We start from the raw sequence: 21,835 nt of genomic DNA on the forward strand, positions 1-21,835 counted from the left end.
GATTAAATATTTCATTTGCAATAAAACGACAATCTTAAAAATTAGTTAAAAAACATCACCATTAAAACTAGTTTAGCTTTTTAATGCTGAGTAAAATACCCACATAATTGATACGCAAATAAAAGCAAACCAATCAAAATTAAATAGGTATTCGCAGCTTTATAAAAAACCTGTTTTATACGATTTAACAAAACATTATTGTTTAATAATAATTAATAAAACTTAAACAATTTGTATCTTTGTTTACATCAACCCAAAAAAAAACATGCAATTTTTCAATCAAAAAGACATTCATAATCTAGATAAAATTTATCGTATCAACCTAATTAACAGTTGCTCAGGATTTAAATCTGCCAACTTATTAGGCACAATTTCTACAAAAGGCATTACCAATGTTGCTGTTTTTAGTTCGGTTACGCATTTGGGATCTAATCCACCAACTTTAGGTTTTATTTTAAGACCCACCACAGTTCCAAGAAATACACATAAAAATCTAAAAGATGTAGGTTATTTCACCATCAATCATATTTGGGAAGAAGTTATTGAAGATGCACATCACACTTCTGCAAAATATCCAGATGATATTTCTGAATTTGATATGACCAATTTTGAAGCAGAATTTAAAGGAAATTTTAAAGCACCTTTTGTAAAAAATGCTCCAGTACAAATGAGCATGAAGTTTATTGAGGAAATTTATGTACCTTCAAACGATGTGATGTTAGTTGTTGCTCAAATACAGGAATTATATGTAAAAGATGAGTTATTACAAAATGATGGATTGATTAATTTATCGTTAGGAAACGTAGCTACCATAAATGGTTTAGATACATATGCAATTCCTAAATTCAAAAAACAATTAACGTATCAAAGACCAAAAGAGATAAAAAAATAACTATGAAAATTCTTGTTACAGGAGCCACAGGTTACATTGGCAAAAGATTAATTCCGTTATTAATTAATGATGGTCATGTAGTTGTTTGTCCTGTAAGAGATGTAAAAAGGGCTGAAAGTTATTTTAAGGAAGAGCAAAATATCATTTTGGTTGAAGCTGATTTTTTAAAAGCAGATTCTTTAAATAACATCCCGAAAGATGTTGAAGCTGCCTATTATTTAATTCATTCCATGTCTAATTCTGCAAAAGAATTTCATGTTTTAGAAGAAAGATGTGCTTTTAATTTTAAAAGATATGCAGAAAATACAACCATAAAACAAGTTATTTATTTAAGTGGAATTACCAACGACACAAAGCTTTCAAAACATTTATTATCAAGAAAAAATGTTGAAAAAGCGTTAAGTTCTAAAAGTTATGCTTTAACCACTTTTAAAGCTGGAATTATTGTAGGTTCAGGAAGTTCATCCTTTGAAATCATTAGAGATATTGTAGAAAAATTACCATTTATGATCGCTCCTAAATGGTTAAACACAAAAACCCAACCTTTAGGAGTTAGAGATGTTTTAGCCTTTTTACACAAAGCATTATCTAAGAAAGAGTTGTACAATACTTCTTATGATATTTTTGGGCCAGAAATTATGACCTACAAAGAAATGTTGTTACAATTTGCCGAATTTAGAAAACTAAAAAGAACGATTGTAACTGTGCCTGTAATGACCCCAAAACTATCTTCTTATTGGTTATATTTTGTAACTTCTACATCGTACAAACTAGCTTCTTCTTTAGTAAACTCAATGGGTGTAGAAGTTATTGGGAATAAAAGTAACATTAACCAACTATTAGATATTGAGCCAATTTCCTACAAAAAAGCATTGGAATTAGCCTTTAAGAAAATCGAACAAAATAGCATTATTTCTAGCTGGAAAGATTCTTATGTAAGCAGCAAATTACAAGGTTTTCTACACGAATTTATAAACGTACCTGAATATGGTTGCTTTAAAGATTTTAAGAAAAGAAAAGTAAAAGATAGAGAAATTGTATTGGACAGAATTTGGGCAATTGGTGGAAATACTGGCTGGTATTATGGAACTTTTTTATGGAAAATTCGTGGTTTTTTAGATCAGTTTTTTGGTGGTGCAGGTTTACGAAGAGGAAGAAGACACCCAACTGAATTAAATGTTGGTGATGCTTTAGATTTTTGGCGTGTAATTTTTGCAGATAAAGAACAAGGAAAATTATTATTATACGCAGAAATGATTATGCCTGGGGAAGCTTGGTTAGAATTTAAAATCAAAGATGGCATTTTATACCAAACAGCAACGTTTAGACCTCATGGTTTGGCTGGCAGAATGTATTGGTACTCAGTAATGCCATTTCACTGGTTCGTTTTTAATGGGATGATCAACAACATCAATAAATTAAAGTGAAAAAACAACATTTACCAGAGAAAGAATGTCTTGTCTGTAAAAGACCTTTTACTTGGCGAAAAAAGTGGGAAAAGAATTGGAACGACGTTAAATATTGTAGCGAAAAATGCAGGAGAAACAAAATAACACAGGTTTAATTTGGTTTCGTAATAATTTGCGAACTCAAGATAATAGTTCTCTAAAAAAAGCAATTGACAATCATACAAAAATAATTGCAGTCTATTTTTTTGATCCAAAAAACTTTAAAAAAGAAATCTTCGGATTTAAAAAAACTGAGAAGTTTAGAGCTAAATTTTTAATTGAAACGATTACAGATTTAAAAGAAAATTTGGCAAAACTAAATATTACACTTCTCACCTATTTTGATGCTCCAGAAAACAAAATTTCTTTTTTGGTTGATGAATTTTCTGTAAATGCCATTTACACGCAAAAAGAATGGACAACAGAAGAAGTCGAAACAAATAATTTGATAAAATCGACTTTGGATGAAAGTATAAATTTCGTCGAAGATTATGATCAATTTTTATACCATCCAGAAACGGTTTCTAAAAATTTTGAGAAGATTCCGAATGTATTTACTGGCTTTAGAAAAAAGCTAGAAAAGTATGTTGAAATTCTACCAGAAATAACCATTTCAAAAGTAGCTTCTGATAATTTAGTTGAAGATTCAACGACCATCCCAACATTACAAGAATTAGGTTTTGTTGATTTTGAAACCCATAGAAATTCTGCTTTCCCATTTAAAGGTGGAGAAACTGAAGCCTTAAAACGATTAGATCATTATTTTTTTGAAACTAAAAAAGTTGGTTTCTACAAACAAACTAGAAACGGATTAATTGGAATTGGTTATTCTACAAAATTCTCTGCTTGGTTGGCAAATGGAAGTTTATCAGCAAAAACAATCTATAATAAAATTAAAGAATATGAGCAAGAATTTGGCTCAAATCAATCTACTTATTGGGTAATTTTTGAGTTGATTTGGAGAGATTATTTCAAATATATTTCTTTAAAACACAATGCTAAAATCTTCAAAATTGGCGGGATTTTAGAAAAAAATTACGAATGGAATACCAATGAAGAAGTAGTTCAAAAATGGATTAATGGCGAAACAAAAGACGATTTTGTAAACGCAAACATGATTGAATTGAAAGAAACAGGTTGGATGAGCAATAGAGGAAGGCAAAACGTAGCTTCTTATTTTGCAAAAGAATTGTTGTTAGATTGGCGAATTGGAGCTACCTATTTTGAGTCGCTTTTACTAGATTATGATGTGCATAGCAATTATGGAAATTGGATGTATGTTGCTGGTGTTGGCAATGATCCACGAGACAGAAAATTCAACACAAAATTGCAAGCAGAACGTTATGATTCCAATCATAAATTCAGAAATATTTGGTTAGAGAAAACATTATTTTAGAATGAAAAAATTACGCTTAATTTTAGGAGATCAACTAAATAGCAACCATTCTTGGTATCATAAAGTTGATGAAAATAATATCTATTGTTTTTTTGAAATGCGTCAAGAAACCGATTACGTAAAACATCATATTCAAAAAATAGTTGGCTTTTTTGCTTCGATGCGAAATTTTGCTGATGAGTTAAAATCTAAAAATCATGCTGTTATTTATTATCAACTAAATGATAAAAGAAACACCCAAAGTTTAATCGAAAATTTATCACAACTAATCAAAGAAAACAATATTGAAAAGTTTGAATATCAATTGCCAGATGAATTTAGACTAGACAAACAATTAAAAGATTTTTGCAAAAATATCGACATTGAAACCGAAGTTTTTTCTACCGAACATTTTTATACAGAAAGAGAAGATTTAAAAACGTTTTTTAAAGGGAAGAAAACCTTTTTGATGGAAAATTTTTACAGAGATATGCGTAAAAAACATCAAATTTTAATGGTGGATGCACAACCTGAAGGTGGTAAATGGAATTTTGATGCCAGCAATCGAAAAAAATGGAAAGGCGATACGATTATTCCTCCTCAAAAAAACTTTGATAATGATGTTTCAGAAATCCTACAAGAAATTGAAAAAGCTGGAGTTAAATCCATTGGAAAAATCAATGAGAAATATTTTGAATATCCGATTTCCAGAAAACAAGCTTTAGAACAATTAGCCTATTTCTGCGAAAATTTATTGATTCATTTTGGCGATTTTCAAGATGCCATGCATACAGATAATTGGTATTTATTTCATTCAAAATTATCGTTTGCAATGAATACCAAAATGATTTCTCCTAAAGAAATTATCGATGCAACTTTACAAACTTATAGAGAGCGAAAAGATGAAATAAACATTTCTCAAGTAGAAGGTTTTATTCGACAAATTATTGGTTGGCGAGAATATATGAGAGGAATGTATTGGATGTTAATGCCTGATTATAAAAGTGAGAATTTTCTAGACAATCACAACAAACTTCCTAACTTTTTCTGGACAGGAAACACCAAAATGAATTGCCTTAAAAATGCGATTAATAATTCTTTGGATAATGGCTATGCACATCACATTCAACGTTTAATGATTACAGGGAATTTTGCCTTATTAACACAAATAAATCCTGATGAAATCGACGCTTGGTATTTAGGCATTTATGTAGATGCCATTGAATGGGTTCAGTTACCAAACACAAGAGGAATGAGCCAATTTGCTGATGGTGGAAAAATCGCCACAAAACCCTACGTTTCTAGTGGAAGTTACATTCACAAAATGAGCAATTATTGTGATGGATGCAAGTACAATAAAAAGACAAAATTAGAGGATGATTCTTGTCCTTTTAACAGCTTATATTGGAATTTCCTGGATGAGAAGCAAGAAAAATTATCCTCTAATTTTAGGATGAAAATGATGTATAGTTTGCTGAATAAAATGTCAGCATCAGATAGAAGTAAAATCAAAGAAAAAGCGAATCATATTATTCAAAATTTAGATGAATATTAACGAAGAAATAAATATTATTTGGTTAAAACGCGATTTGCGTTTGCAAGACAATGAAGCAATTTTAAACGCTTTAAATGCTGGCAAACGAACTTTATTAATCTATGTTTTTGAAAAACCGTTGTTAGAAGATGATCATTATTCAGAGCGTCATTGGGATTTTATCAAACAATCGATAGTAGACTTAAATAAAGATTTGATAAAATTTGACACCAAAATATTATGTGTAACAACTGAAGTAGTTACTGCTTTTAATCAAATTTTAAATTATTATAAAATTGATACGGTTTTTTCGCATCAAGAAACTGGCTTATTAATCACTTACCAAAGAGATAAAGATTTTAAAAGATATTGCAGAAACAACTCTATAAATTGGGTAGAAAACAATAATAATGGCGTTTTAAGAGGCTTGCTAAATAGAGACGATTGGTTCGAAAAATGGGACGACTATATGTATCAACCACTTTTTGAATATCAACTAAAAAAAGAATTTTTTTTATCAATTGAAATTATCAAAAAAATAGAAAAAGCCTTTTTTATTACAAGTTTAGAAGCTAAAAAAAATACTGTATTTCAAAAAGGAGGTTCTAAAATGGCTTGGAAATATGCCAACACTTTTTTTGAAACCCGACATAAAAACTACATGCATCACATTTCTAAACCAGCTTTAGCAAGAGAAAGTTGTAGTAGATTATCACCTTATATTGCTTGGGGAAATGTGTCAATTCGTCAAATATTTCAAGCAGCTTTAGAACATAAAACTGAGGCTAATAAAAAAGATTTAGGCGCTTTTGTTTCTCGATTACGTTGGCAAGCTCATTTTGTTCAAAAGTTCGAAATGGAGCACACTATGGAAGAAGCAAGTGTAAATAAAGGCTATCATAAATTAAAGAAAAGCATCTCTGAAACATATCAAAAAGCATGGAAACAAGGTAAAACTGGTTTCCCTTTAGTAGATGCTAGTATGCGTTGTTTGAATGAAACTGGTTATTTAAATTTTAGAATGCGAGCTATGTTAGTTTCATTTTTTACGCATATTTTATGGCAACCTTGGCAAGATGCAACACATCATTTATCGCAACAATTTTTAGATTTTGAACCAGGAATTCATTTTCCACAATTGCAAATGCAAGCCTCAGAAACTGGCACAAATACCATAAGAATTTATAGTCCTTTAAAAAATAGTATCGAACATGATGCAGATGCAAACTTTATTAAAAAATGGGTACCTGAATTAGCAAAATTAACAACTCCTTTTATTCATGAACCTTATTTAATGACCCCTTTAGATCAACAATTTGCTAATTTTGAGTTGGGAATTGATTACCCAAAACCAATTGTAGATATTAAAATTTCAAGAAAAAAAGCAAGCAATATTTTATATAAAATGCGTAAAGATCCTGAGGTTGTAATGGAAACTAGAAGAATCTTAAAAAAACACACACTTTCTGATAGAAATAAAATTTTAGAAAACGATTAAGAGCCAAATTCCCTCCAAAAATCAAGGGAATTCTCATAATTATTTGTTAATACTTTGTTTATCATTAAATAAAATAGATTAAACAAATCATAGATTTTGTATCTTTGTATTGTGATATTTAATACAACACATACAAACAAAGAAGCAAAAGCTACAATCAATGATTTAGTAGGCGATTCTTATTCATTTTTTGAATCTATAAAAATGAAAGGAGTTGGCTCTAAAAGAATGGTTATTGAAGATGTTAGTATTGGTTTTAAAAACATTTTAAATAGTGTTGCAGATATCAACTATGGAAACATCGAAATTAGAAAAAAAGGAATTTTAGTACATATTGCAAAAGGCCATAAAAATTATAGTTGGGCAATTCCTTTTTATCAGTTACACATTTATAACACAAATAGTTATAGCATTCATGCTCAAGGAAATTTTATCAGATTTAAGAACAATAAATTTTTAAAAGAAAATAAAAAATTCCTAGATCGCTTATTAGATTTAAAAATTAAGAATGAGGAAAATTATTCTTTTTATGATACCGAAAAACAAATCTAAAATGAAGCAATTAGATACAATAGCTATTGATAGAGTTATAGAAATGGCTTGGGAAGATAGAACAACTTTTGAAGCAATTCAATTTCAATTCGGCTTAAAAGAGCAAGAAGTGATTGATTTGATGAGAAAAGAAATGAAACCTAGCAGTTTTAAAATGTGGAGAGCAAGAGTGCAAGGAAGAAAAACGAAGCACGAAAAATTAAGAACTTTCGAAAAAGGAAGATTTAAATGTACTCGACAAAAATCAATCTCAAATAACTCAATATCAAAAAGATAAAAATATTATTTTTTTTGATTAAAAGAATAAAGTAAAAATTATAAAATTACAAATTATGGAACTTATAAACCACGCCTTAGAATTTGAAACTCGAAAAATGAGATTCCCAACAACTAGCGATCGAATTATGGCTGCTAGAGAAGCAAAAGAATTGATTTTAAGCCTAAATGAAGTTTATAAAAAAACGAAAGACACTAAAATCATGGATATTATGAAGCGTTTAACCGTTATAAAACAGCGTATTGAGAAGCGTTTAAAGGGAAAACCATTAACTGCATAATAAATCGTCTTTTTTCTTGCTTATCTAACTTTTATAATTATATTCGAAAATTAGAAAAAACAGAGAAATAAAGAATGAATTTATTAGAAAGAGCGGAAGAATTTGAACACAGAAAATTCTCATTCAAAACAACAAGTGATAGAATTTTAGCTTCAAGAGAAGTAAAAGCACTTATTTTAGAATTAAACGAAGTATATAAATCAGAAAAAGATCCTGAAATAATGGATCAAATGAAACGCTTAACTGCTGTAAAGCAAAAAATTGAAAAGCGTTTGAAGGGAAGACGATAAATTATGAAAAAAATAGTTGTAATTGGAGGAAGTAAAGGTATTGGAAAAGCGATTATCGAATCTTTAATCAATGAAAACGAAGTAATCAACATTAGCAGAACAGATACTTTACCTCCTCACAACAATTTTACACACTATTCTTTAGATATACTTTCTGATGATTTACCTGACATTAAAGCCATAGATAGTCTTATTTATTGCCCAGGAAGCATCAACCTAAAACCAATTACAAGATTAAAATTAGAAGATTTTAGAGAAGATTTCGAAATTAATGTAATTGGCGCTGTAAAAGCGATACAACACTTTTTACCTTCACTTAAAAACGGAAGCAAACCTTCTATTTTATTATTTAGCACAGTTGCTGCAAAGTTAGGAATGCCTTTTCACGCAAGTGTTGCTACAGCAAAATCTGCTGTAGAAGGTTTAACAAAATCTTTAGGTGCAGAATTAGCACCTACAATTCGTGTAAATGCAATTGCACCAACAGTTACGAATACAGATTTAGCATCCAAATTATTAAGAAATGATAGAATGATAGAAAATATCACTGAACGTCATCCTCTTAAAAAATACTTACAACCTAATGAAGTTGCTGATATGGCTACTTTTTTAATCTCTGAAAAAGCTGCGTCTATTTCAGGACAAATCTTTGAACTTGATTGTGGAATTGTAAGTTTTAAATTATAATTTAAACTTTACATATGACAAATATCTACGATATTAAAATCAATAGTTTACAAGGTAAACCTATTGATTTATCAACCTATAAAAATAAATTTTTACTTTTTGTAAATGTAGCTTCTAAATGCGGGTTTACACCTCAATACAAGGATCTAGAAGAACTGCACAAAACCTACAAAGACAACCTAGTAGTTATTGGTGTTCCTTGTAATCAATTTGGAAGTCAAGAACCTGGTAATTCAGATGAAATTCAGGAATTTTGTGAAGTAAATTATGGCGTTTCTTTTTTAATCACAGAAAAAGTAGATGTAAAAGGAACTAGCCAACATCCTTTATTTTCTTGGTTGACAAACAAAGATTATAATGGCACAAAAAGTTCTTCAGTAAAATGGAACTTTCAAAAATATTTGGTGGATAAAGATGGTAAATTAATCGATTATTACTTTTCTATTACAAAACCATTAAGTTCTAAAATCACGAAACATTTAAAATAATAGTTATGTTTGGATTGTTCAAAAAGAAATCTGAAGCTGAAAAACTTCAAGAAAAATATAAGAAGTTAATGGAAGAAGGTTTTAAACTGCAATCTTCTAATAGAAGCGATAGTGATCAAAAGTATTTAGAAGCTGACAATGTTTTGAAAGAAATTGAAGCGTTAAAAAAATAATCCTATAATGAAGCAATTAAAATTGACAATTCTTTTTTTGATCATCAACTTTGGTGGCTTGGCAATTGGGAATTGGTTAATGGGTGCAGGACCTATGGGAGATTGGTATATGAATATCAACAAAGCTCCTTGGACTCCTCCAGGTTGGGTTTTTGGTGCAAGTTGGACGTTGATTATGATTTGCTTTTCTATCTATTTAGGGAAACTTTTTACAGTTAAATACACTCAAAAAATAAAAATTGCTTTTCTAATTCAATTTATTTTAAACGTAAGTTGGAATTATATTGTTTTTAATCAACAATTAGTTTTATTTGGGTTGATTACTATTCTTTTATTGACTTCACTCCTATTTGTTTATTATTTTAAATTAAGTGATCAAGTAAAAAAATATAAATATCTGCTGTTACCTTATATAATTTGGTTGTGCATTGCAACCTCTTTAAATCTTTACATTTTAGTCCATAATTAACCTTATTAAAAAATGAAACACATACAACATATAGAAAATGAAATTTTTGAATTAAGAACTCAATTACAAAATCATATACTTTATAAAAATTTAAAAAATATAGAGGATATTAAAGTTTTTATGGAGCAACATGTATTTGCTGTTTGGGATTTTATGTCGCTCTTAAAAAGTTTGCAAAATCATCTTACCAATGTTCATGTTCCTTGGACACCTCCAAAAAACCCAATATTATCAAGGTTCATTAATGAAATTGTTCACGGAGAAGAAAGTGATATTAACGAACTTGGTGAACCAAAAAGTCATTATGAAATGTATTTAGATGCCATGAAACAAATGGGCGCAAATACAAATCAAATAGAAAATTTTGTAACAGAAATTGCTTCTGGAAAAACGATTGATTCTGCTTTAAATGAAATAAATATTGATAAAAAAGTTGCTGAGTTTGTAAAATTCACTTTCGATGTTATAGCAACAAAACAACCTCATCTTATTGCAGCTTCTTTCACCTTTGGAAGAGAAGATGTAATTCCTGACATGTTCTTAAAAATTATTGAAAATTCAGATTCAAAACACCAATCTTATACAAAATTAAAATATTATTTAGAACGTCATATAGAATTAGATGGAGATGAACATGGACCACTTTCTTTAAAAATGGTCGCTGAACTTTGTGGAGAAGATGAACAAAAATGGGCAAACACCTTAAAAGTAGCAAAACAATCTTTACAACATAGAATTTCACTTTGGGATGCTATTAATAATCTTATTCAAAAAGAAAAACTTGTTTCAAGCATCTAATTAATCCAATGAAAATATATACGTTACATAAATCTCAAAAATTACCAATTTCTGTTGATGAAGCTTGGGAATTTTTATCAAACCCAAAAAACCTTAAAATAATTACACCAGATTATATGAGTTTTGATATCGTTTCTAACATTGATAGACCTTTGTATACTGGACAAATTATACAATATATTGTAACTCCTCTTTTAGGAATTAAAACAAAATGGGTTTCAGAAATTACGCATATAGAAGATAAAAAGTATTTTGTAGATGAGCAACTATATGGACCTTATGCTTTATGGCACCACAAACATTTTATCAAAGAAATTGATGGTGGTGTTGAAATGGAGGATATTATCGACTATAAAGTTCCCTTAGGGTTTTTAGGCCAATTAGCGCATCCTTTTTTAGTGAAACCAAAATTAGAAGAAATATTTGCCTACAGACAAACAAAATTATTAGAGCTTTTTGGTGCGTATAAAAAGTAACTAAAACTATATATCTTGCCACGAACTCACGAGTTTAAACTTTATAAATTCTTGAATTCGTGGCATTTTAATATCTTTAAATTAAACAACTTAAACAGCAATGGAAACTACGATTAATATATTTTGGTTTAGAAGAGATTTACGTTTAGATGATAATGTAGGCTTTTACAATGCATTAAAATCCGAACATAAAGTTTTACCTATTTTTATTTTTGATGAAGAAATTCTATCAAAATTACCAAAAGATGATGCTAGAGTTACTTTTATTTTTGATACGCTTCAAGAAATGAGAAACGAACTGCAAGAAAAATATGGAAGCAGTATTGCCATGCTAAAAGGAAAGCCAAAAGATGTTTTTAAGCAATTAGTAAAAGATCATACCATTGACACTGTTTTTACAAATCGAGATTATGAGCCGTATGCAAAAGAAAGAGATGCCAAAATAGCAACACTTTTATCTAAAGAAAACATCAATTTTAAAACATTTAAAGATCAAGTTATTTTTGAGAAACATGAAGTTGTAAAAAGCGATGGAGATCCTTACAAAGTGTACACTCCATATATGAAATTATGGAAAAAAGAATTTGAAAAAATCGATTTAAAAATTTATTACACGAATCAATTTTTAGACAATTTAATTGAGAATTCAAGATTAACAAATGTATCACTTGCTGATATTGGTTTTAAAAAATCAACGCAAAAAATAGCAGCTTTTACAGTTACACCAACGTTAATTCAGGAATATGAAGACACTCGTAATTTTCCTGCACAAGATTCTACCTCTAAATTAGGACCACATTTGCGTTTTGGAACTGCAAGTATTAGAAAAATGATAAAAAAAGCTATTGCAGAAAAAAACGAAATCTTTTGGCAAGAATTAATTTGGAGAGAATTTTTCGCGCAAATTCTTTGGCATTTTCCTCATACAAAAGATAAAGCTTTTAAAAGCAAATACGATAGAATTGAATGGAGAAACAACGAACACGAATTTAAAAAATGGTGTAATGGAGAAACTGGATATCCTTTAGTAGATGCAGGAATGCGTCAATTAAACGAAACTGGCTTTATGCACAACAGAATTAGAATGTTGGTGGGTAGTTTTTTATGCAAACATTTGTTGATAGATTGGAGATGGGGAGAAGCCTATTTCGCAGAAAAATTACACGATTATGAGATGGCAAGCAATGTTGGGAATTGGCAATGGGTTGCAGGTTCTGGAGTAGATGCATCACCTTATTTTAGAATTTTTAACCCAACAACGCAAATTAAAAAGTTCGATAAAGATTTAAAATACATCAAAAAGTGGGTTCCCGAATTTCAAGAATTAACCTACGCTAAAGAAATCGTAGATCATAAAGAAGCAAGAGAACGTTGCTTAAAAGTATATAAAGATGCTGTTAGTTAAATAGATACAACAACAAAACATAAATAAATTCGTTCTAAGAATATACAATGATAAAATATGTATTATGTATTTTTCTATTCATTGTAAAAATTATTTTTCTTGACTTAAAAAGCTTCAATAACTTGGAGCTTTTTTTTATTGAAAATAAATGAAATTTCTTTAGGTATATTTTAAAAATAGTATTTAATTTGCGGACTTAAAATTCAAAAAGCCGATGTAGCTCAGCTGGCTAGAGCAGCTGATTTGTAATCAGCAGGTCGTGGGTTCGAGTCCCTCTATCGGCTCAATAAAAAAACTCTCAAAATCATTTTTGAGAGTTTTTTTGTGCTTTGTACTTTTAAGTTTGTTTTTAATTAAGTATTATAGTTATCATTCAAAAAAATTGACACGATAGTACTGTAAAAAAAATGTAATTTTCATAAAATAGTAATTTTAGTTTAGGTTTGATTAAAAGCTTTAATATTGAATTAAAACAGTACTTGAAAATAATACATAATGGAAGGACTTATAAAAAGGTTGAATGAGGAATAAATCAACAAAAAAAGGGGTAATTATTAGCTTTTCTAAATAAATTAGGGTGACTCAGCTTCTGTATCGTTTACAAAAAAGTTGAGTCACCCTAATTTTTAAAGAATGTTTTTTATCCAAATCAAAAAAGAGAAGAGAACTGAATTTAATTTTAAAAATTATATTTTAAGGTAAAAGTTGTTTCCCTGCTTTTCATCATATTTTTGCTGATCAAATTTATATAAATAAGAACCTTTGGTAGAAGAAGACATGTCTTTTTCTTTTAATTTAACCAATATATCCATAGAATTAATTTTATTAATAAAATTACGTTTGTCTATGTCTTTATCTAAAATAGCTTCATATAATTTTTGTAGTTGACGCATGGTAAATTTTTCTGGTAAAAGCTCAAAACCTATAGGATTTATAGAAGTTCTTCTTCTTAATCTTCTTACAGCTTTGTCTACTATTAAATTATGGTCAAAAATTAAATCTGGAATTTTAGACAGACTAAACCATTTGGCATTATAATTTTTAATTAACTCTTTATTATGTTTATCAATATTAACAATTGCATAATAAGATGTAGAAATAGTTCTATCTACAGGATCTCTATTAACTTCACTAAAAGAATACAGTTGTTCCATGTAAATATTATGCATTCCTGTTAATTTAAAAAGCACTCTAGAAGCAGCATCATCTAAAGTTTCTTCTTTTTTTAGAAATCCACCCATTAAAGACCATTTGCCTTTTTCAGGTTCAAAATCTCTTTGAATTAAAAGAACTTTTAAATCCTCATCATCAAAACCAAATATGATGCAATCTACAGCTAAAAAAACTTTATATTCTGAGAAGTAACCTTTAAGCATTGTTATTAATTTTAGGCTAAAATATATTTTTTTTACATAAAACCAATGATTACACATGTATAAGTGTAGAAATAACATTTATATTCTTATTTACTTGTAAATATTAAATTTTTGTTCTTATTTTACAAATGTGAAAAACACACTTATAAAAGATAAATGCATCTTAAGAAATATTAAATTTTTTAGAACCACAAACAAGTAATAAATGGAAAGTTATGTAATTGGGTTGGATTATGGTTCAGATTCTGTAAGAGCTGTTTTAATAGATACCAAAAATGGAAATGAGATAGCGTCTGAAGTATTTTGGTACCCAAGATGGAAACAACAACTATACTGCAATTCTAGAATTAATCAGTTTAGACAACATCCACTAGATCATATAGAAGGTTTAGAGCAAACAATTAATTCTGTAATTTATCAAAGTAAAATAAATCCAGAATTAATAGTTAGTATTTGTATAGATACAACTGGTTCTTCTCCATTACCAATAACAAAAGACGGAACTCCATTAGCCTTAGTAGATGATTTTAAAGAAAATCCAAATGCGTTAATGGTTCTTTGGAAAGATCATACAGCTGTAAAAGAAGCTAATGAAATAAATGATTTAGCAAGAAATTGGGGTGGTGAAGATTTTACAAAATTTGAAGGAGGTATTTATTCTTCTGAATGGTTTTGGGCAAAAATTTTACATATAGTTAGAGAAGATAAAGCCGTAAAAGAAGCTACTTATACATGGATGGAACATTGTGATTACATGACCTATATATTAGTAGATCGTAAAGATTTAGATACTTTTAAAAGAAGTAGATGTGCTGCAGGTCATAAAGCAATGTGGCATAAAAGCTGGAATGGTTTACCTGATGAACAATTTTTAAATCAATTAGATCCCTATTTAGGAGAATTAAGAGGCAATCTTTACGAAGAAACTTATACTTCTGATGAAGTTGCTGGTCATTTAAACCAAGAATGGGCAGATAGATTAGGTTTAACTACTAACACAGTTATTGCTGTGGGTACTTTTGATGCACATTCTGGCGCTGTTGGTGCCAAAGTTGATAAACACACATTGGTAAGAGTTATGGGAACTTCTACTTGTGATATAATGATTGCAGATGAAGAACTTATTGGCGAAAAATGTGTTCGTGGAATTTGCGGTCAAGTAGATGGTTCTGTGATTCCTGGTTTTATTGGTTTAGAAGCAGGTCAATCTGCTTTTGGAGATGTTTTGGCATGGTTTAAAAATTTATTATCATGGCCAATTGATAATTTAGTAATGACATCAACAATACTAACCAAAGAACAAAAAGAAAAACTTCAAGAAGAAATAGATGCTAATTTTATTAAAACATTAGCAGACCAAGCTGAGAAAATTCCTCTAGAAGAAGCTATACCAATTGCTTTAGATTGGGTTAATGGTAGAAGAACACCAGACGCAAATCAAGAATTAAAAGCAGCTTTTACAGGTATTTCTTTAGGTACAAAAGCACCTCATATTTTTAAAGCATTGGTAAATGCAATTTGTTTTGGTTCTAAAATGATTGTAGATCGTTTTGAAAACGAAGGGGTAGAAATAAAATCGGTAATTGGAATTGGTGGTGTTGCACGTAAATCTCCATTTATTATGCAAACTTTAGCCAATGTCTTAAACATGCCAATTAAAGTGGCAGTATCAGACCAAGCACCAGCTTTAGGATCTGCTATTTATGCTGCAGTTGCTGCTGGCGTTTACAATAATGTAATTGAAGCGAGTAAAGTAATGGGAAGTGATTTTGAAGCAGAATATTTCCCAGAAAAAAACCACATAAAAACATACGCCAACCTAATGGAATCTTATAAAACATTAGGCGAATTTGTAGAAAACACTATAAAAACTAAATAAAATGAGTTCTAAATATAAATCGCTAAAAGAAGAATGTTACGAGGCTAATATGCAACTAAATGCATTAGATCTTGTAGTCTATACTTTTGGAAACGTTAGTGCTGTAGATAGAGAAAACGGAGTATTTGCCATAAAACCAAGTGGTATTGCTTACGAAAATCTTAAACCAGAAAATATTGTTATTTTAGATTATGACAATAATATAGTTGAAGGTACAATGAGACCATCATCTGACACAAAAACACATTCTTACTTATACAAAAACTGGGATGATATTGGAGGAATAGCACACACACATGCTAAATTTTCTTGTGCTTGGGCACAAGCGCAACAAGATGTACCTATTTTTGGAACAACTCACGCAGATCATTTAACAGCAGATATTCCTTGTGCACCACCAATGAGCGATGAACTTATACAAGGAAACTACGAGCACAATACTGGAATTCAAATTTTAGATTGTTTTAAAGATAAAAACTTATCTCATAAAGAAGTAGAAATGATTTTAATAGGAAATCATGGCCCTTTTGCTTGGGGAAAAAATGCTGCAAAAGCAGTATATAATAGTAAAGTGTTAGAAGTAGTTGCAGAAATGGCATATTTAACACTACAAATTAACCCAAATGCAAAAAGGTTAAAAAACTCATTAATAAAAAAACACTACGAACGTAAGCATGGTAAAAATGCTTATTATGGACAATAAACAACCAAAATTATGATTGATATATCTAACAAAGAAATATGGTTTGTAACAGGTAGCCAGCATTTATATGGAGAAGAAACTTTAAATCAAGTTGCTAAAAATTCGCAAGAAATAGCAAAAGGTTTAGATGCTTCAAAAAATATTCCTGTAAAAATTATTTTTAAACCAACTGTAAAAACCCCCTCAGAAATAACTGCAATTTGCGAAGCTGCAAATGCGTCTAAAAATTGTATTGGTATTATAACATGGATGCATACTTTTTCTCCTGCAAAAATGTGGATTGCAGGTTTAAGTATTTTAAATAAGCCTTTGTGTCATTTACATACCCAGTTTAATGCAGAAATTCCTTGGAAAGACATTAATATGGATTTCATGAATTTAAACCAATCTGCTCATGGAGATAGAGAGTTAGGCTACATCATGTCTCGTATGCGTATTAAACGTAAAGTTGTTGTTGGGCATTGGCAAGAAGAAAAAGTTCAAAGTAAAATTGGTATTTGGTCTAGAGTTGCTTTAGGTTGTGATGAAATGAAAAACTTAAAAGTTGCTCGTTTTGGAGACAACATGAGAGAAGTTGCTGTAACTGATGGAGATAAAGTTGAAGCGCAAATACGTTTTGGAATGTCTGTAAATGGATACGATTCTTCAGATATTACAAAAAAAATAGAAAATGTTACCTCACAACAAGTTAATGATTTAGTAAAAGTTTACGAAAAAGAATATAACTTATCTGATAAATTAAAATTGGGTGGAGAGATGAGAGAATCTCTTATTGAATCTGCCAAGATAGAAATTGGACTACGTACTTTTTTAGACGAAGGTGGCTTTAAAGCTTTTACAGATACTTTCGAAAACTTAGGAAGTTTAAAACAATTACCTGGTTTACCTGTTCAACGTTTAATGGCAGATGGTTATGGTTTTGGAGGAGAAGGAGATTGGAAAACAGCTGCTATGCTTAGAGTTATGAAGGTAATGGCTTATGGTTTAGAAGGTGGAACTTCTTTTATGGAAGATTATACGTATCACTTTACGCCTCAAAAATCTTATGTATTAGGATCACATATGCTAGAAATTTGTCCTACTATTGCAGACAAAAAACCTTCTTGTGAAGTTCATCCTTTAGGAATTGGCGGAAAAGAAGACCCTGTACGTTTGGTATTTAATTCTCCTGAAGGTGAAGCTATAAATGCATCTTTAGTAGATATGGGTAATCGTTTTAGGTTAATTGTTAATGAAGTGGAAGCTGTAAAACCAATGGAAGATTTACCAAATTTACCTGTTGCACGCGTACTTTGGGATGCAAAACCAAATTTAGATATTGCTGCAACTACTTGGATTCTTGCTGGTGGAGCACATCACACTGTATATTCTCAAGCAATTACAACAGAATATATGGAAGATTTTGCAGATATCTTTGGAATTGAATTACTTGTAATAGATAATGACACTAGAGTTAGAAGCTTTAAAGACACAATGAATGCAAACGAAGCTTATTACAATACGTTTCAACATCGATTATAATATTAACTAAAAACTTTTTAAAGATGAAAAATTTAAAACCTCTTTCTTATTTTTTTATATTTATTCTTGTTTTAGGATTTTTTTCAGATTGTAAAGGCAATAAAAAAGAAGCTATAAAAAAACAAGATGAAACTTTGGGTAAATTAGCAATTAACAAATCTGATTTTGGTAAAACAAAAGAAGGAAAATCAGTTGAAAAATTTACGCTAAAAAACACCAATGGTGTAGAAGTAGATATTATTACTTATGGAGGAAGAATTACATCTTTAAAAGTACCGAATAGTAAAGGTGTTTTAGAAAATGTTGTTTTAGGATTTGATAATATAGAAGATTATGAAAATGACAACCCTTTCTTTGGCGCTTTAATTGGTCGTTATGGAAACAGAATTGCAAAAGGAAAATTTAGCTTAGAAGGAAAAGAATATACATTAGTAAAAAATAATGACGAGAATCATTTACATGGTGGAGTTATTGGTTTTGATAGGGTTATTTGGACAGCTACACCAATAGAAGGAACTAAAGATTCGTCTTTAAAACTAACTTACTTAAGTAAAGATGGTGAAGAAGGATATCCTGGAAACTTAAACGTAACCGTTATTTATACACTAACAAAAGACAATGCTATTGAAGTTTCTTACGAAGCTACTTCAGACAAAACAACCGTTGTTAATTTAACTCAACATGCTTATTTTAATTTATCCGCAGATTTTTCTAAAGAAATTTTAGATCATGAAATTGTTTTAAATGCAGATGCTTTTATACCTGTAGATGCTACTTTAATTCCAACAGGAGAAATTAGAAAAGTTATAGGAACACCTTTCGACTTTACATCAGCAAAAAAAATAGCTAAAGAAATAAATTCTGAAAATCTACAATTGAAATTGGGTTTAGGTTACGATCATTGTTGGGTTTTAAATGGTGAAAAAGAAACAATGAGTTTTGCAGCTTCTGCGTATAATGAAGAAAGTGGGCGTTTCATGGAAATTTTCACAGAAGAACCAGGTATACAATTGTACACAGGTAACTTTTTAGACGGAACTTTACCAATGCCAAATGGCGGAACTTATGCTCACAGAACAGGATTTTGTTTAGAAACACAACATTTTCCAGATTCCCCAAATCAAAAAGATTTTCCATCAACTGTTTTAAAACCTGGAGGAACATATTCAACTAAAACAACTTTTAAATTTTCAACTAAATAACAATCAGCTAACTAAAAATATTAATTATGGGAATATTATCATTTGTTGCATTTACTTTATTTGTAGCAGTTATAGCTTGGTGGTCTACACGAAAAACTGATGAAAAATCATCTGATGGTTATTTTTTAGGTGGAAGAAGTTTAACAGGCCCAGTGATTGCTGGTTCTTTATTACTTACTAATTTATCTACAGAACAAATTGTTGGAATGAATGGGGTTTCTTTTAGAGACGGATTACCCATTATGGCTTATGAAGTAGTTGCAGCTATTGCAATGGTTTTTACAGCTTTTGTTTTATTGCCCAGATATCTTAAAAGTGGTATTGCAACAATTCCTCAATTTTTAGAAAAAAGATATGGCAAAAGCACTAAAACTATAGTTTCTTTATTATTTTTATTAGGCTATGCAATATCTATGTTACCCACTGTTTTATATTCTGGTGCATTAGCAATTAACACCATGTTTGATATTCCTCAGGCATTAGGAATGGAGCCAGAACCAGCTCTATGGGTAACAGTTTGGGCTATTGGTATTATTGGTAGTATTTATGCAATATTTGGTGGTTTAAAAGCGGTTGCTGTATCAGATTCTATCAATGCAGTTGGGTTATTAATTGGTGGTTCTTTAATTCCAATTTTTGGTTTAATGAAAATTGGAGATGGAAATATATTAACAGGATTACAAAAACTAACAACTGCTTTACCAGAAAAATTTGATATTATTGGAGGACCAGATTCTGATGTGCCTTTTTGGACACTCTTTACAGGTATGATTATTGTAAATTTTTATTACTGGGGAACAAATCAAGCAATTATACAAAGAGCTCTTGGTGCTAAAAACTTAAAAGAAGGTCAAAAAGGACTTTTATTAGCTGCATTTATAAAAATATTAGGTCCGTTTATTGTGGTTTTACCAGGTATTATTGCTTTTTATATTTTTAATGGAGACATTGCAAATGCAGATGAGGCTTATCCAATGGTTGTAAAAGCTGTTTTACCAGTTTCTTTTATTGGATTTTTTGCTGCTGTTCTTTTCGGAGCAATTTTAAGCTCTTTTAATAGTGCTTTAAATAGTTCTGTAACTTTATTTGGGTTAGATTTTTATAAAGAATATTTTAACTATAATGCTTCTGAAAAACAAATAGTAAGAGCCGGAAAAACATTTGGGATTGTTTTAGCATTATTTTCTATGGCAATTGCACCTTTATTATATGGTGTAGAAGGTGGAATTTTTACATATTTACAAGAACTAAATGGAACACACAGTGTACCAATTTTAGCCATAATACTTGTCGGTGTATTTTCTAAGAAAGTTTCTGGAAAAGCAGCAAATATTGCTATTTTATTTAGTGTGGTTACATATTTAATTACGCTTTATGTAATTAAGCCAGATATTAGCTTCTTACACTTAATGGGAATACTTTTTGTTTTAACTGTTATTATAATGTTTGTGGTTAGTAAATTTGCTCCAAGAGAGACTGAATATGTACAAGAATATACAAAGCAAGTAGATATTACTTCTTGGAAGTATTTAAAACCTGTTGGTTATACAATTGTTGCTATTGTTGTAGGTGTTTATATTTATCTTTCTTAATAATAATAAAATCCAAAAGTTATCCTGATTTTTACAGATTAACTACTTATAATTTAAACCAGTGAAAATAATTTCACTGGTTTTTTGTTGAATAATATTTTAGGATTCCATAGGTTGAAATTTTATTTGTTATATACGGATGTTAGCTACAGTTTTTTATTAAAAAAAATTATATAATTCAGATTTTGTAGTTTTAAAATTTAAATTTAGTTTTTTAGTTAGACTTTCTACCATTGTCTTAAACCAATCGTCAGCAAAAGGAGCGATTACTATTTCATTGATTAATTCAGATATATCTATATCAATATGTTTATGTGTTAAAGGCTCTCTAGGAATTCCATTTTTTATTACGTGAGGAATTGGTAAATCTACGTGGAATAATCTTAGTTCTTTTTCGTGTTCAAAACTCGTTCTCTTATAGTTAAATTGATTAATACTTCTTCCAATGGACATTTTGTTCTTTTTTTCAAGCATTAATTCTTGAAAGGTCACTTTATTGAAATCTCTATAATAAACTTTACTAATATTTATATTGTCTTCTGATTCTCTTAAACTTTCAATTATATTTCCAACTGTCGATTTAATAACAATTCTATTTTTAGTGTCAAGAAAAATTTTCTAGATAGCATCAGATTGGTTTTCATTAATATGCCAACAATTCAAGAAATAATATTTTTTAATAATTTCTTGATCTTCGAATATGCTTTTTGTCTTTTCATAATCTTTAAGTCTAAAGATTCCTTCAAAAGGATCTTCAAAATTATCAGACCTACAAAAAAATAATTTTTGGCTAGTAGTTAGGTCAACAAATTTTGCAAAATCTAGATATCTCCAAACTGTTAATTCCTTTTCAGGCGTATGATATGATTAGTATTCTATATACAATTCGTTTTTTTTAATTGGTGCTAACTCATTATATA

24 protein-coding genes and 1 tRNA gene are annotated in these 21,835 nt (G+C 29.6%); 23 read left to right on the forward strand and 2 right to left on the reverse strand.

Annotated features, from left to right (window positions below; genetic code table 11):
* Window positions 1-265: 265 nt before the first annotated feature.
* From LPB03_RS06470 to LPB03_RS06545, 18 genes are all read left to right on the forward strand, one after another.
* Window positions 266-892 carry a flavin reductase family protein gene (locus LPB03_RS06470; protein WP_065318700.1) on the forward strand — a complete coding sequence of 209 codons (627 nt, stop codon included), beginning with the start codon at window positions 266-268 and terminating at the stop codon, window positions 890-892.
* 2 nt (window positions 893-894) lie between these two features.
* Window positions 895-2,319 (forward strand): SDR family oxidoreductase, encoded by a 1,425-nt coding sequence (locus LPB03_RS06475; protein ID WP_065318699.1) that lies wholly within the window; start codon window positions 895-897, stop codon window positions 2,317-2,319.
* Window positions 2,316-2,456, forward strand: coding sequence for a DUF2256 domain-containing protein (locus tag LPB03_RS16515; RefSeq protein WP_083187044.1), 141 nt, complete (start codon window positions 2,316-2,318; stop codon window positions 2,454-2,456). The genes LPB03_RS06475 and LPB03_RS16515 overlap by 4 nt, the downstream gene beginning before the upstream one ends.
* A complete protein-coding gene (locus LPB03_RS06480) occupies window positions 2,426-3,736 on the forward strand; it encodes a DASH family cryptochrome (RefSeq protein ID WP_065318698.1) in 1,311 nt (436 codons plus the stop codon). Before LPB03_RS16515 ends, LPB03_RS06480 begins: the two co-directional genes overlap by 31 nt.
* A 1-nt stretch (window position 3,737) precedes the next feature.
* Window positions 3,738-5,270 carry a cryptochrome/photolyase family protein gene (locus LPB03_RS06485; RefSeq protein ID WP_065318697.1) on the forward strand — a complete coding sequence of 511 codons (1,533 nt, stop codon included), beginning with the start codon at window positions 3,738-3,740 and terminating at the stop codon, window positions 5,268-5,270.
* The gene (locus LPB03_RS06490) at window positions 5,260-6,747 is read left to right on the forward strand and encodes a cryptochrome/deoxyribodipyrimidine photo-lyase family protein (RefSeq protein WP_065318696.1); all 1,488 of its coding nucleotides are present in this window, start codon (window positions 5,260-5,262) and stop codon (window positions 6,745-6,747) included. Before LPB03_RS06485 ends, LPB03_RS06490 begins: the two co-directional genes overlap by 11 nt.
* Window positions 6,748-6,858: 111 nt before the next feature.
* Entirely contained in the window at window positions 6,859-7,299 is a 441-nt protein-coding gene (locus LPB03_RS06495) for a hypothetical protein (protein ID WP_065318695.1), read from the forward strand.
* 1 nt (window position 7,300) lies between these two features.
* Window positions 7,301-7,576, forward strand: coding sequence for a TIGR03643 family protein (locus LPB03_RS06500; RefSeq protein WP_065318694.1), 276 nt, complete (start codon window positions 7,301-7,303; stop codon window positions 7,574-7,576).
* A 55-nt stretch (window positions 7,577-7,631) separates the two neighbouring features.
* Window positions 7,632-7,856 (forward strand): hypothetical protein, encoded by a 225-nt coding sequence (locus LPB03_RS06505; RefSeq protein WP_065318693.1) that lies wholly within the window; start codon window positions 7,632-7,634, stop codon window positions 7,854-7,856.
* A 74-nt stretch (window positions 7,857-7,930) separates the two neighbouring features.
* Window positions 7,931-8,146, forward strand: coding sequence for a hypothetical protein (locus LPB03_RS06510; protein WP_026776986.1), 216 nt, complete (start codon window positions 7,931-7,933; stop codon window positions 8,144-8,146).
* A gap of 3 nt (window positions 8,147-8,149) precedes the next feature.
* The gene (locus LPB03_RS06515) at window positions 8,150-8,833 is read left to right on the forward strand and encodes an SDR family NAD(P)-dependent oxidoreductase (protein WP_065318692.1); all 684 of its coding nucleotides are present in this window, start codon (window positions 8,150-8,152) and stop codon (window positions 8,831-8,833) included.
* A 14-nt stretch (window positions 8,834-8,847) separates the two neighbouring features.
* On the forward strand, window positions 8,848-9,321 hold the full coding sequence (locus LPB03_RS06520) for a glutathione peroxidase (RefSeq protein WP_065318691.1): 474 nt from the start codon (window positions 8,848-8,850) through the stop codon (window positions 9,319-9,321).
* A 5-nt stretch (window positions 9,322-9,326) separates the two neighbouring features.
* Entirely contained in the window at window positions 9,327-9,494 is a 168-nt protein-coding gene (locus LPB03_RS16610; RefSeq protein ID WP_139058945.1) for a Lacal_2735 family protein, read from the forward strand.
* A 7-nt stretch (window positions 9,495-9,501) separates the two neighbouring features.
* Complete coding sequence (locus LPB03_RS06525) at window positions 9,502-9,963, forward strand: TspO/MBR family protein (RefSeq protein WP_065318690.1); 462 nt, start codon at window positions 9,502-9,504, stop codon at window positions 9,961-9,963.
* A gap of 12 nt (window positions 9,964-9,975) precedes the next feature.
* The gene (locus tag LPB03_RS06530) at window positions 9,976-10,761 is read left to right on the forward strand and encodes a DUF3050 domain-containing protein (protein WP_065318689.1); all 786 of its coding nucleotides are present in this window, start codon (window positions 9,976-9,978) and stop codon (window positions 10,759-10,761) included.
* Window positions 10,762-10,769: 8 nt separating this feature from the next.
* On the forward strand, window positions 10,770-11,237 hold the full coding sequence (locus LPB03_RS06535; RefSeq protein WP_065318688.1) for an SRPBCC family protein: 468 nt from the start codon (window positions 10,770-10,772) through the stop codon (window positions 11,235-11,237).
* Between the two features lie 100 nt (window positions 11,238-11,337).
* Window positions 11,338-12,642, forward strand: coding sequence for a cryptochrome/photolyase family protein (locus LPB03_RS06540; RefSeq protein WP_065318687.1), 1,305 nt, complete (start codon window positions 11,338-11,340; stop codon window positions 12,640-12,642).
* 210 nt (window positions 12,643-12,852) lie between these two features.
* Window positions 12,853-12,926: transfer RNA gene (locus LPB03_RS06545), tRNA-Thr, on the forward strand.
* 402 nt (window positions 12,927-13,328) lie between these two features.
* On the opposite strand, the gene LPB03_RS06550 is transcribed toward LPB03_RS06545, so the two are convergent.
* Window positions 13,329-14,018, reverse strand: coding sequence for an NUDIX hydrolase (locus LPB03_RS06550; protein ID WP_065318686.1), 690 nt, complete (start codon window positions 14,016-14,018; stop codon window positions 13,329-13,331).
* 205 nt (window positions 14,019-14,223) lie between these two features.
* Here LPB03_RS06550 and LPB03_RS06555 point away from each other — a divergent pair, with 205 nt between their 5' ends.
* The 5 genes from LPB03_RS06555 to LPB03_RS06575 are packed head-to-tail and all read left to right on the forward strand — an operon-like array spanning window position 14,224 to window position 20,915.
* Window positions 14,224-15,897, forward strand: coding sequence for a ribulokinase (locus tag LPB03_RS06555; RefSeq protein WP_065318685.1), 1,674 nt, complete (start codon window positions 14,224-14,226; stop codon window positions 15,895-15,897).
* Between the two features lies 1 nt (window position 15,898).
* The gene (locus LPB03_RS06560; protein WP_065318684.1) at window positions 15,899-16,600 is read left to right on the forward strand and encodes an L-ribulose-5-phosphate 4-epimerase; all 702 of its coding nucleotides are present in this window, start codon (window positions 15,899-15,901) and stop codon (window positions 16,598-16,600) included.
* Between the two features lie 12 nt (window positions 16,601-16,612).
* Complete coding sequence (araA, locus tag LPB03_RS06565) at window positions 16,613-18,121, forward strand: L-arabinose isomerase (protein ID WP_065318683.1); 1,509 nt, start codon at window positions 16,613-16,615, stop codon at window positions 18,119-18,121.
* A 23-nt stretch (window positions 18,122-18,144) separates the two neighbouring features.
* Complete coding sequence (locus LPB03_RS06570; RefSeq protein ID WP_065318682.1) at window positions 18,145-19,323, forward strand: aldose epimerase family protein; 1,179 nt, start codon at window positions 18,145-18,147, stop codon at window positions 19,321-19,323.
* A 26-nt stretch (window positions 19,324-19,349) separates the two neighbouring features.
* Window positions 19,350-20,915: a solute:sodium symporter family transporter gene (locus LPB03_RS06575; protein WP_065318681.1), complete on the forward strand. Its 1,566-nt coding sequence runs from the start codon at window positions 19,350-19,352 to the stop codon at window positions 20,913-20,915.
* A gap of 159 nt (window positions 20,916-21,074) precedes the next feature.
* Here the strand turns inward: LPB03_RS06575 and LPB03_RS06580 are convergent, their stop codons facing one another.
* Entirely contained in the window at window positions 21,075-21,368 is a 294-nt protein-coding gene (locus LPB03_RS06580; protein WP_139058944.1) for a hypothetical protein, read from the reverse strand.
* Window positions 21,369-21,835: the final 467 nt, after the last annotated feature.

Origin of the sequence: Polaribacter vadi (genome assembly GCF_001761365.1) — a bacterium.
Lineage (GTDB): Bacteria > Bacteroidota > Bacteroidia > Flavobacteriales > Flavobacteriaceae > Polaribacter > Polaribacter vadi.